Origin of the sequence: Flavobacterium sp. PS2, assembly GCF_046250155.1 — a bacterium.
Lineage (GTDB): Bacteria > Bacteroidota > Bacteroidia > Flavobacteriales > Flavobacteriaceae > Flavobacterium.
This window is the reverse complement of the sequence record NZ_CP176426.1, coordinates 3,891,944-3,906,111: the sequence shown is the minus strand read 5'-3', so window position 1 is coordinate 3,906,111 and position 14,168 is coordinate 3,891,944. Positions and strand designations below refer to the sequence as shown.

Sequence of the window (14,168 nt, the reverse complement as noted above, 5' to 3'; positions counted from 1 at the left end):
ATCCTTGTATTTTTTCATAATTGTTAGTTTAGAGTAGGGTTAAATTCCTTACTTGGGATCCTTCAATAATTGTTTAATTAGAAAAAAATGGAAATTACTCTTGTCAGGTATTTTAGGCATTCTCTTCATGCCTTTCGATAATAAATAATCCATAATGGCTATTGTTTTAGTGAGGTTACTATATAGTGTGATGATTCTTTCTTTAAATAGCAGGAGAATTTGCAAATCATTATGATAAATAATGCAACCTGCTAGTTGTTTTTTGAGAGTGTAAAAGTAGAATGCAAGAATAAAAAAAGGGCTAAAAAAAGCTTTGTAGTTTCAGTAGTTTCAGCAGAAACAAAACTTACTGAAACTACTGAATACAAAAGGCTTAAAACTTTAAAATCACAAGTCACAATGCTACTTTTACACCCAGAAAAACACCTAGCGATGAGTAAAAATGCAATTCACAATTTCAATCTTTCAATAAAAAATAGTGCTGATATAAAAAGTTCCGAACATTTAACTAACATCATTATAAAAGAGCTAGCTAAAGTTTCAAAAGAGATGAGCCAGCAAAAGGATATAGTACAAATATGGCAAGAGCAAAAACATCAAAATGTTATTCCCATTACAAACAATCTTAATTCCTTAACCGAAGGAGGCGCTATCGACCCCACTGCTGAAACCAATAAAGATACAGCAACATCGTTTAGCACTACTCCTTCAGTTTCAAGGGAAACAATACCAAGCTATAATATCACAACTGGTATTACGCCTTCAAGTGCTCTAATCGGAGGAGGCGTTGCTGATAACACTGGTAGAACAACTATGAGTTCTCCCACATCAGCAAACATTACTCCTTCGACTTTAAGAGTAGAAAATAATACTCTAAACTTTAGTAAAGGCATAGCAACTCAGCAAACCTTGACGGTACCGAAAATGCTTCAACCAAATAGTAGTGAACCAACTATAGAAATAATAAAAGCTGAAATCAAAAAGAATTTAGATGCAGCCATTTTAGCAAATGATACCTCAACAATAGCATATTGGACAGGTATTTCAAAAGCTTTTGAAGAAGGAGCTACAGCTCAGGATTTTGATGGTAAACCAAATGATATATTATTTACTCAAATGTATACCATCCTGAAACAGGCAAATTCAGGCCTTATAGAAAGTCAATTTTTTAATTGGGACACTATTCGTAAAAAAATGATCGAGTCTATTGACGCCAACATACTCAATGGAAACATTTCTAAAGCAAGTAATGAACGTTGGACGAAAATTAGAAAAGAATTAAATAATGATAAAACTAACATCGCTAATCTTTTCGAGCAATACGACGAATTATTCTTATTACTGAGAGAAGTAGAAGGACTAGAGAGATTACCAAATACGATCACTATAACAACCAAAACTAAGATATATCCTAATTTAAGTGCAGACAAACTATACGCTCCTATCGGGAAAGAAGATGTGTATGTATTCCTGAAGGAAGTAAACAATGAAAATACTCGTGGAAGTGCAGTAAATAAAAGCGCGATTAAAATAAAAAATACTCAAAAAACTTCGTTTATAGTAGGAGAAAGTCTTGAATTTTTCCTTGATGAGTTTTTTATTGTTCAAAACTTATTTAAAAAAGAAAACATTGATTGGATTGTTTATGATATTAATAGTAAAAAAGATAAAGGAATTGTTTTTGAAAACGAAGGAACCTCTTTCAATTATAATTTTGATAAGCCCGGTATTTATAAAATTGATGCTTATGGACATAGTGCTACAATTCATCATAAAAAAAGCGCAAAAACGGCAACATATATACAACTTGAAATAATAGCTCAGGAAATTCTAATTACATCTCCAACTATTCCTAAAAGCGGAATAACAAGAGCTTCTACGCAAGAACAATTGTTTAAAGTGAGCCTAAAAAATAAGGAAGTAAAAACATTAAATCCATTAAAGCTTTATTATCAACTAGAAATTTCAGATAACAATAAATCAATCAAAATTTCAGATGAGCAGGAATTAGATTCGACTGGTATTATTAAACTTGCTATGCCTGATCTAGGCGAATACAAAATTAAAATAACTAGTAAAGATCAATATTCCTTACTTAAAGAATTTAAAACCTCAGTAATTAAAAATGAAGTTACCAGTATTGGTCTAGCCGAAAAAACATCGAACAATAATGTGTTTTTATTAGGTAAACCAAACAGCACTATAACTTTAGAAGCGAAAACTTTTAAAATAAACCCTCCTACAGACAACGAAAAAGAAGATGTAAAATGGATGGTTTATGATTCTAATAATAAACCATATCTACGATCCGATGATGTTTTATTCACCGAAAAAAATAATCCTCAAAAGAAGTACATTCATAAATGGAGTTCTTTTAAAATGCATATTCCTCAAAAAGAAGGAAATTATACGGTAGAAGCTTATAGTGATAGTAAAAAAAGTACTAACTCGGGATGTATTTATAAAATTGAAATTAAGCAGCCAGAAATAACCGAAGCACATTGGGCATGGAGCGGAGGAAGCAAAAAAGTAACTTCTGGTTTTTCTGGAGAAAGTAATTACATACAGGCACAAATACCTTACTATGAAAACCAAACTGTAAGAGTTTATTTTTATTTAAACAATGCAAAAACGAACCATTACATTGATGTAAGAACTAATGGAAAAGGTGAAATTTTTGAAAAAATAAAATTTGATGCTAATTTTCAAAAAGAAATTGGATTCAAGAGTGGGAAAAATGCCAAAATTGGATTTAAATTAATAGGAATCCAAAATAGTAAACCATATTTATTTAAGGTGCCAGCTAATTACGAATCTGATACTGTTTTGTCTGTTACAACAGATAAAAAAATACTTGATGTTTATTTTACATATGATGGAAGTAGAGTAAGACCAGAGGACGAAGTTCCATTTGGTAAAAAAGGAGCAATTGTAACTTTAGTAGCTAAAACTCAAAATATGGTAGGAGAAGAAATTGAGTTGACTGCCCATAAAATAGGAGAAGAACCATCATTTAAGAACAAAGTAAAAGTAAGTTCAGAAGGAGTTGCAATGATCAGTTTTACTTTAATAAACCTTAATAAAAAACTAAAAGTAGGTTCAAAAATAAAGTATTACGCAGGTGTTAAAGACTATTCTACAAGACACTTAAATGATAAATTACTGACTATGATCATAGGTGAAGGGAATGTAAATAAAAATAAGAGAGAAATTATTGATGAAGATGATCCGCAATTAATTTGGGGAAACAAGGTGAGTAAGGAATTTAGACTACGAATTGTTCAGATATGCAAAAATATAGAAAAGCAGAAGGGCATTATATTCACTCCAAACGTATTAATGAATATTATAGCTTTTGAAACTAATTTATCTTTTTCTCCAAAAGCAGGTACTTTTGAAAAAATTATGGACGATGATGAAAAAGCTGGATTCGTAGGATTAATACAATTTGGCAAAGATGCTGCAAAAGATTTAAAAGTAAAACGTTCTGCATTATTTAATATGACTGCTTTAGAACAGCTTGATTATGTTGAAAAATGGTTTTTATTAAAAACTAAAAATCAATTAAAAACTGCAACGGATATTTATTTGTCTGTTAATTTCCCGACTAAATCTGGAATAGGACATCTGAATGATGAAGTTGTATATGGCGACCCGAAAGCTGCCTATCGAGCTAACAAACCTTTCTTAAGAGAAGCTGATGAAATTGATAAAAAGGGGAAAAAAGTAGGTAAAGATGGTGGAAAGACATATGTGTGGGAAGTTAGAGAAGCGTTGGAAGAAAATGAAAGAGAAGGACAATATTCAAAAAACATTATCTTAATGAATAAATCCTATAATTTAATAATAGCTAATCCAAAAGAAATTTTTAATTTGGACACCTCATTAACCTTTTGTTATTTTAGTGCTACACAGATAAAAGAAATTAGAAAGGCAATTGATAAGTTCCAAACTAATGAAGAAAAAATAAAAGCTTATCGTATTTTGCAATATTTTGCAGAGTATAATAGCCAAAGAGATGCTAAATATAAGCAACTTGCTGATACAATGTGTAATGTAACGAGTGAATCGATTGCATTACAATATTTAGGTCAAATGAATCCTGCTCCAGATCCTAACATGAAGATGGAAGATTTTATGATGGTTATGATTAGGGAAAATCTCAAAAAAGGTGATGACAGTCGATTTGAAGCTAATACAAGAATAAAAATAGCAAATGAACTTGGAATTAAAGGTGGTTTTATAGGTGTTGGGAAGATTTATAATAAAAGCACTCATAAAAAGATATTGGAAGATAAATTAAATAAAGGTTATGGTGTTTGCATGTCTTTATTGGGGCATATTGTTAGAGTAGTAGATGTTAATGAAATTGGAATAATCGTTGACGATCCATATGGAAGAATACAGAGTTTTAAGAAAAGAAAAGAAAAAGGAAATAAAGGAGGATATAATGATGGTAAGAATTATCCAGATAATTCTATATTAAAAGGCGAGTCCAATATTTGGACATGGGAACAACTTAAAAAGGATAAAATTATATTTAATTATTATGAATGGTATTATTTATAGAATAACAATTATTTGCACATTATTTGTTGCGTTCGGATGTAAAAATGAATCTACAAAAGAAGCATTTAAAAACAATGCTTTGAGTATAGGGAATATAGAATTAGTGGAGATTAAAGATACATTAAGACTTGACTATAATGGAGATGACTTAGGTGAAGATATTGATTTTGGTAAAAATGAATCTCAATATAAATCATTATTGTTTAAGAAAATTTCCTTAAACAGTGAGAGTTCTGGTGATTTTAAAAACCTAGGATATAATGATAAAAAGGAATTTGAATGGATAAAAATAAAAAAAAGAATCAATTTGAATTCAAATTATAATACAGTAATACTTTCAACTCTAGAGTCAGTTTACACATTATTAAATTATAATTCAAAAGACGAACTAATAGACTTTCTAGATTTATCAAAATTCAATCAACAAATCTGTCAATGCACATCCAAAGTATATATAGACAAAAAGGGTGTTATTCATTGTCAAATAGAATCAGGCAAGCCTTTTCATCCTTATGTTAATTATAAGGTTAATGATAAAGGGAAATTTGAAATTGTCGATCAGTTTACCCCACCTAATGAAGAAAAAATGTCAGCTACAGATAGGCTCGAATATATTATAAAAAAAACAACTCCAGTCAGTGACAATGTAAATTTAAAATCATACTTAGAATCAGATGAGTTTACTACTTCAAACACTACATTTATTGATGAAAAGGATGTGGAAAATATCTTATTTTCTAAAAGCCATTCAAGCGATGTGTACAAATTGTTTCATGACTCAATTGGAGAATATACTGATGATGATAAAGGCATAAATGTTTTAGGTAAAGTTTCAAATGGAAGTAGTTTACTACTAATTTGTAATTTAAGTAGGGCTGACCAAATTGGTATTATATTTATACTAAACAAAAATCACGAAATTACAGATTATAAAATTTTTAGTAGTGATCATCCGTCTGCTGATGAAAGTATATCAGGTTTGGTAAAAGAATAAAACACTACTTGATTATTTTTAAAGAAAAACATAGTTCAAAAATGTTACCACGAAATATTATGTTTCTAAGAAATTCTGAAAAGATCACATTTAAATATTATAACTCTAGAAAAACTAAAAAATCCTGTAAACACTATTTACAGGATTTTTTAGTTTTGGATTGAATGAGTTACAAGCAAATACCGTATTTTTCGGATTCGATTTTCAGGTTTACCAATAAACATTTGAAAAAAATAGAGATCTACAATTGATTCTTTTCCTTCAAATGGTAAATCACGATTAATAATTAGATACTTTAACAAGATTTACATCTTATTGTCATACTAATCCTATTTTTTATTTAAATTTGAAATTCATCTTTAGCATTTTTATATTATGATGGCACGACTCTTTCCCTTGTTTTTTCTTTTTCTTTCTATTAATATTCATTCTCAGTCTTCAACACAAGAACTGATTGATAATTTAAATAGCATTAACGATAATCAGAAAAAAGTAGAGTTGTGCCGCAAAATAGCACTAAACCTTCAAAATTCTGATTGGGACAGAGCTATTAAGTATATCGAATTAGCCGAAGCAGAGGCAAAAAAAGCTAAAGAATCAGAACTCACTTTGGCTTCTGTTTATACTACAGCAGGCAAAATGTATTCTTCTAAAGAGGTCTTAGATATTGCTTTACAATACTACTTAAAAGCGTATGAGATTTATAAAAATAACGGTAATCATGAGGAAGTATCTAAAGTAGAAAACAATCTTGCGATTATTTATGCGCAAGGAAAAAACAAAGAAAAAGCATTAAAATACTTTTTAAATGTATATCGCTATCAAAAGACTAAGAACGATCCTGTTAAGCTTGTAAAAATTTTAAATAATATAGGTACTACTTACTTAAGTAAAAATTTAGACTCTTCTTTGTATTACTATCACAAAGCCGATTTAATAAATGCGACCATAAAAGATAATGTTTTAAAAGTCTATGTCAACACCAATTTAGCCCGAACTTATGTTTTAAAAAATGATAAAACACATGCTGACTATTATTTTGATCGCGCTTTTTCTCTATTAAAAGAGCCTGTTGATAATTTAATACAAGCTTTTGTCTATGAATCTTATTCTGATTATAAGTTAAAAGAAAAAAATTATGATGCTGCAATTGTAAATGCAAAAAAGGCATTAGAATTATGTAGTGAAAATGAATATACTTTTTCGGTTTTAAACCTCAACAAAATGCTTTATCAAGTATATGTAAGTAAACAGGATTATAAAAATGCTGTCCATTATTTTGAAAAATACAATGCAATAAATGATAGCATACATGTAGAAGAAAAGGCAGTAAACCTAGAAAAAATAAAGCTAGAACAGGACTACAAAGTACGCGCCCAAATAAAAACACTTATTGAAGAAAAGAAATTATTTAAGTACTCTGTAGTTGGATTGATATTAGTTGTCGGTATATTAATTTTAATTATTTTTTTGATAAAATACAGAAACAAGAATATCAAAAATCAACTCGAAAAAGAGAAATTAAAAACAAAAATGCAAACCTTAAAGCAAAACCTGGATGCTAAAAATAAGGTTCTCATAGGAAAAGCAATGGCAGAAATACATCGTACAGATAGCATTAACGAAATTCTGACCGATCTTAAACAGATTAAACTCAAAACTATTAATAAAGAAATGCAGCAAGCTATCGATATAGTTTTAAAGCGTTTGGAAAAGAATTTGAATACTGATATCTGGAAAGAATTTGAAATAAGTTTTGAACAGGTTCACCAATCCTTTTTTGACAAATTAACAGTCGATTATCCCACACTTACTCCAAAAGACCGCAGATTGTGTGCCCTTTTATATCTGGATTTAAGCACAAAAGAAATTTCTCAAATAACGGGGCAATCTTTCAAATCTATCGAAAATGCCCGTACAAGACTCCGCAAAAAGTTTGATTTAACCAATGAAAAAGTAAATCTTTCTACTTATCTAAACACATTTTAATCTGATTTAACGAAACATTAAACCAAGCCTAACCAGTTGATTTATTTGTACTTATAAATTTATGAGTGTTTTTTTAGTGACCGTTTTTTACCTCAGAGTGTTTTTGTAATAGTCCTTTTTTATCAAAAACACCTACCTCCGTTCTACATTTACGAAAGCGATGTAAATAAATCTAGTAATGAATCGGAAGAAGAAAAATGTCCCTCCTAAAAGTTTAGAAGAGCTTTTAGAAGAAACAAAAGCAAAAAAGAAAATCCTCTTAAAGATTCTGAAGAAAATAACGAATGAAGATTCTGAAAATCAACCCCAAAATTGATGCTTCAGAAAATGCTTTTTATGGTTTGCTATTAACCATAGAAGCATAATGACTATTAACCAAACAAACTCTAAGTATTAATTTTAAATTTAAAAGAATGAATCAAATTTACTTCAAAACCAGGTATTTGTTTATTTTGTTAAGTTTCTTGGCCTGTCCCGTCGGAATGGCCCAGTCACCTCTTCAAAATATCAAAAATGATGGCGTGAAAACCGCCTTGGGAGCACCTGACGAAACAAAGGAACAAGTTTCTAAAAAAACTAGCGATCCTAATTCTAATCAGGATAAAGATGCCAATAATCTCTTCATGCCAAAAGAAGAAATTATAAATGGCAAAGAACTTTCTGCTACAGAAAGTGAAGCTGTGACAAAACAAGTACAACAGAGCCAAAAGTTATTTGTGGAAAAACTAACTAATGCTACTGAGAAAACAAATCCGCAAGACACAGTTCGCACAAAAGTTAAGTCTTTTGCAAAATCTTCAAATTTAACTGTGAAAAATTTATTTGAAGTTAAAAAAGGAGATTTCGATTTATCAACTTCTGATAAAATGCAATTAAAATCAATTTCTGATAATCATGGAAGAACTCTCGCCACTTATCAGCAATTGCATAACTCTGTTCCTGTTGAAGGTGCAATTTATAAGGTTAGAGAAAATAAAACTAAGATTGATGCATTTGGTTATACAGCTAAAAAATTGTCTGCAAACAGTAATTATAAAATAAATGCTGCAACAGGTTTAGAAAATGCGCTTAGAACCGTAAATGCGAAACAATATATTTGGGAAAGTAAAAAATTAGGTGCTTTACTTGACAAAAAGATAAGCGCTAAACCACAAGGGGAATTAGTTTATGTTGGACCTAACTTTTCTTCTGAACTAAAGGAATATTACCTAGCGTGGAAATACGATATTTTTGCTACCAATCCGCAATCTAGCCAGACAATTTATGTTGATGCAAATACTGGAAAAATAATCCTTACTATAGATTTAAGTCGAGATGCTAACATTACAAATCAAAGCCAAACCCAAAGCTTGGGTAAAGGCAAATCACGATATGCTGGTGAAGTAAGTTTTAATACCAAGCAATATGCTGATGGATACAGATTAGAAGGGTTGCAAGGGAAATACAATGTTCCGATGTATACTATGAACATGAATCATGCAAATCAGGCTTCAGATGAAGTGATTACTGATTTTATTGACGAAGATAACATTTGGAATGAACTGCATAATAAAGATAATGATGAGGTTGCATTAGATATTCATTGGGGTATGCAAAAAACCATAGAATATTATGGTGACAGATTTAACCGAAATAGTATCGATGACAAAGGAATGACAATTATTGGTCTTGCACATTTAGGTACTAATGTAGAGAATGCATCCTGGACTGGTGGTTGGGCACAATTTGGAGATGGTTATAACACACCTTATGTTGGTTTAGGGATTACTGCACACGAATTAACTCATGGAGTAACACGTTTCACGGCTGGATTAATCTACCAAGGTGAATCAGGTGCTATGAATGAATCTTTCAGTGATATCTTCGGTGTAGCTGTTGAATTTTATGTTGGAAAAGACAAAAAAGAAGATATTTGGATGTTGGGTAATGAACTTTACACACATGGCAGTATGAGAAGCATGTCTAACCCTAAAGCTCAAGGGCAACCTGACACTTACGGAGGGGTAAATTGGGCAAATCCATTAGCAGTTAATTACGATAATGGAGGTGTACATATTAATAGCGGAATTACTAATTACTGGTTTTACCTTTTAAGTGAAGGTGGCCAAGGCGTAAATGACCTTAATAACAGTTACGATGTTAAAGCAATTGGTCTTGCCAAAGCAGAAAAAATTGCATACATAACTCTTACGGAGTATTTATCTCCTTCTTCAAACTTTAACGATATGCGCCAAGCAACTTTAATGGTAGTAGAAGATTTATACGGATTAGGTTCTGAAGAATACAAGCAAGTTACTAATGCCTGGTACGCTATTGGTATTGGAGCAGCATATGCAGATACACAAATAGCTCTTGTAGCGGTTGAAAAACCTTCTGTTGCTTGTGGTTCCTTAAAAGGTGATGAGCCATTTTATATTAAAATAAAAAATACAGGGACTACTGTAATTAAAGCAAAAGACGCCTTAAATTACAAATTGAGATTAATGACTACAGGTTTTGGTGGAAGGTTTAATACTATTTACACCAACAATAATGCTATTAATCTTGATAAAGATCTGGGAATTGGTGAAGAAACAACTATAAAAATTCAAGATAAACTTCCTTACATAATAAGTGCGACTACCGTAAATTATGTAGAAATTAAACTAGATTTTAAACCTATTACAGAGTTTGGCACAAAAGACGGCATTTCTTTTATTGCAAGTTTAGTCGTTCCTCCAGCGCAAAAAGATTTCGACATTAAACTTGTAGGATTAAATCTTCCAGCGTATTCAGGCGAAGCATTATCAGCAAGTCATCCATTAGCTATTACTATTTACAATTTAGGCTGCCTAGATATACCTTCTGGGGCACAACTAAAAGTAGGATATCTTAATACAATTCCAGGAAATCAAACTATCTGGAAAGATATTACACTAGCTACTGCTTTTAAAGGAAACTCAGAAATGACAATTTCTTTTGATGGTACTATCGATTTATCTGCAGCTGGATTGCATACGTATGAAGCTTTTGTGACCTATAGTCAAGATCCAGTAACAACTAATAACAGTACGACAAATGCAGTTTACAATGGACTTGTAACTCAATTACCATATTATCAGGATTTCGAAAAAACACCAGGAGGTTGGTTTTCAAAATCAATACTTACAAATCAAAAATTTGTATGGCAACAGACGTCTGTTATTTCATTTAGAGATACAAAATCGAAATATTTGTGGGGTACTGTAACTTATGGTACATCTGAAAGAATACCTACAAATGCTGATTTTACTTTAGAATCTCCAATATTTGATTTTACAAACATTATCTCTCCGTATGTTGAGTTTGATATGATCCATTTGTTTTCTAAAGGATATGACGGACTAATTGTGGAGTATTCTGAAGATAAAGGTCAAAACTGGAAAAAAGTGACAGGTATTGATTATCCAGAAAATTTACACTACAATGATTTAGTAACAGGACCATGGTTTAGCGGAATTAATAATGCTACTGATAAAAAACCATATGCTATTCGTTTAAATGAACTTGCTGGTAAAAAAGCTGCAATCCGTTTTAGAGTAGTTACAGATAAATATAATAGCAATTATTTAGGTGCTTTTATAGACAATATTCGTGTGAGTAATGCCCCTTATGATTTAGAAGTTATAACTGCACAATTAGATTCTGGCACCTGTACAGTTAACAACGATAATATTACAATGAAGACTGAGATTATTAATAATTTCAGAACTACTAATGAGCAAGTTAATGTTACAGTAAAAATTCTTGATAATGCAAAAAATGAAGTTTTTTCAAAAACCGAAAAAACAACATTAGCATTTACTAAATATAGAGATACACTAACCTATTCTATTTCAAATATTAATTTAAAAAGCATAGGCCAAAATACTGTTACAGTTTCAGTTTTTCCTGAAGATATGACTCTGGATGATAAACCTGAAAATAATTCTATCACATTTGGCTACGACAATTGGAACAATGAAGATATGAAAGTAGCAGTACTTCCATATACAATGGATTTTGAAGATGCAACCAAATATAAAGGATGGAGAACTTCTGAAAATAAAAATGCTACTGGCTGGCAACATGGATTAGGTAAAGATTTACGTTCTCCAGCGTGGCAAGTAGCAGACCATACAAATTTTATGGCGAGTAATGATGATAAATGCAATTGTGACTCTTCAAATGATATGTTGATCTCACCTGTGTTCGATTTGAGTAATTACAAAGAAGCACATTTAATATTTGATGGCTTTGGAGATGGGCTAAGAGATTCTGACGGATATGTAAAAGTAAGTACAGATGGAGGTGGAACCTGGGAAACAATATTTAAAATGCCTTATGTTGCTAATTGGATAGAATATCATGTGAATTTAAGCCCTTATGCAGGAAATCCTTGTGTTCTTGTAGCATTTGTACATGATGATAACGGATTATTTGCTAATGGTTTTGCAGTAGATAATATTAAAATCAAAGAAACAGCAGATTATTTAGAGCTATCTAATTTAAGTGTAGCCGAAAATGTTTACGAAGATGCACCTTCACATGAATTTTATATAAGTGCAAGAAATTCATCATACGCTAATATTGGCAACGTTTCTATCGAATATCAAATTACCAAAGACGGTGCTGCTGTGGGTGAACCAATTCTGTTGGAAAAAAATAGCCCGCTATTGCAATATCAAACTCTTGTTTATAAAATAAATGGTATTCCGCAGCTTGCAGCTGGAAATTATGAAATTAACGTAAAAGTATTTACAGACGGACAACCAAAGGCTCTGATAGAAAGTCTTACAAAAGCTTTTGAAGTTATTACAAAGGCTCCAGACTTAAACATTGAAACTTTCTCAACTATGCCTGAAGGAGTGTTATTTGGAACAAAAGGATTTGTTTCAAGTCAAAGTGATAGAACTTTTCCATGGGGAGTAGTCGTTAAACCTGATAATAAATACTTAGGTATTCCTGTTAAAGATCATACAGGAGATGCTGCTGCAAAAATGCTTTACCACCCGTTAGAAAATGGATCTAACTATGGAGATTTAATCCTCCCTATGTATAAGTTACCTGAAAGTGCAACTGCTATGGAGTTTTATTACGCAATCGAAAGTAATGCCAACAATACCTTTATTGTAGATGTTAAAACTGTAGGAGGCGAATGGAATGAAGCATGGAAAACCACTAAAGAAGTAATGAATTCAGATAAAGAATGGCAAAAAGGAGTCGTGAATTTAGATAAATATAAAGGAAAATCCATCATGCTACGATTTAGACATTCATTGACAAGCGGTTATTCTTATATGGTGCTTGATGATTTAAAAGTAATCACTAACCCTATTCTAGATGTATCAGTACAAATATTGTCTCCAAAAGATGTATGCGGAGGATCTGAAGTTAAACTGAAGTTAACCAATGAAGGGCAAACTCCAATTAATGGAAATGCAATTCAACTAAATTTAGAATATATCAATACGCTTGAAAGTATTTCAGAATTTGTTGAAGCAGGAATCCCTGTTGGCGAAAGCATCGAATATATTTTCAAAAAACAGCCTAAACTTGATACAAGCGGTGACTCTCATGTATTCAATATTAATGCTAAATTAGATAATGATGCTATTCCAAATAACAACGAAATAAAAAATTATATATATCAGGAGGTATCATCAGATTTCAAAATATTTGACACCTCAACAATACATGGATATGCTGGTAAAAAACTGTACATCGATGCTCAAACTAATTTTAATGCCAATAAACTAAATGTTACTTCCTACAAATGGAACACAGGGGATGTTACTAATGGTATTGAGATAAATAAAGCAGGTGATTATACCGTAACAGCAGTAATGAAAAATGGATGTACACTTACAGAAACTATAACTGTAACATTTGATACTTTCGAATCTGATTTAGCAAGTGGAAATGTTTGTGGTCCTGAAGTTGTATTATCTCCGGGAGATTACAAATCGTACGAATGGTTTGATGGTTCAACAGAACCAACTTACACTACAACTAAAAGTGGAGAATATTATGTAACTGTTTATAATGAAAATGGCATTGGTAAAACTTTTAGTACTACCATTTCAATTCTTGAGAACATTGCACCAGAAATTCAGGTAGTTGCTGATAAAAAGTTAACCGCTTCAGCCGATGCTGTTTCGTACCAATGGTTCTTAAACGGAAGACCTATACCAAATGCAACTGAAAAATCTATAGTTACAATTTGGGAAGGGGATTATAGCCTACAAGTGACCAATAATAATGGATGTAATAGTATTTCAGCTCCGTTTGATTCAAAAGGTATGCTTGTTGGAAAAATAACAAATGCTTTTAGGGTATTCCCTAACCCAGCAATTGATATTGTAAATATCTTCTTGGCAGATAAAGTTGAAGGAGAAGCACAAATCAATATTTATGCAATCGATGGTAAAACTGTGTGGAGTAAAACATATACAAGTATTCCGTCTAATATAAATGTAAGCGGATTAGCTCCTGGAGTTTATGTTTTAGACTGCAATGTACAAGGCAAGAAATATACCGCAAAGATTGTTAAGAACTAACAAATTTACAGATAAAACTATGGTAACTCTCCCTTTGAGAGTTACCATTCTTAAAACAA

General features: G+C 31.3%; 4 protein-coding genes. All 4 read left to right on the top strand.

From position 1 onward, the window contains the following. The first annotated feature begins 399 nt into the window (after positions 1 to 399). Entirely contained in the window at positions 400 to 4,569 is a 4,170-nt protein-coding gene (locus ACJ6WR_RS17190; RefSeq protein ID WP_409415934.1) for a hypothetical protein, read from the top strand. After that, on the top strand, positions 4,550 to 5,563 hold the full coding sequence (locus ACJ6WR_RS17185; protein ID WP_409415933.1) for a hypothetical protein: 1,014 nt from the start codon (positions 4,550 to 4,552) through the stop codon (positions 5,561 to 5,563). The genes ACJ6WR_RS17190 and ACJ6WR_RS17185 overlap by 20 nt, the downstream gene beginning before the upstream one ends. Positions 5,564 to 5,938: 375 nt before the next feature. Then, positions 5,939 to 7,552, top strand: a complete 1,614-nt coding sequence (locus ACJ6WR_RS17180; RefSeq protein ID WP_409415932.1) for a tetratricopeptide repeat protein — start codon at positions 5,939 to 5,941, stop codon at positions 7,550 to 7,552. A 521-nt stretch (positions 7,553 to 8,073) separates the two neighbouring features. Further along, entirely contained in the window at positions 8,074 to 14,109 is a 6,036-nt protein-coding gene (locus ACJ6WR_RS17175) for a M4 family metallopeptidase (RefSeq protein WP_409415931.1), read from the top strand. The last annotated feature ends 59 nt before the right edge of the window (positions 14,110 to 14,168 follow it).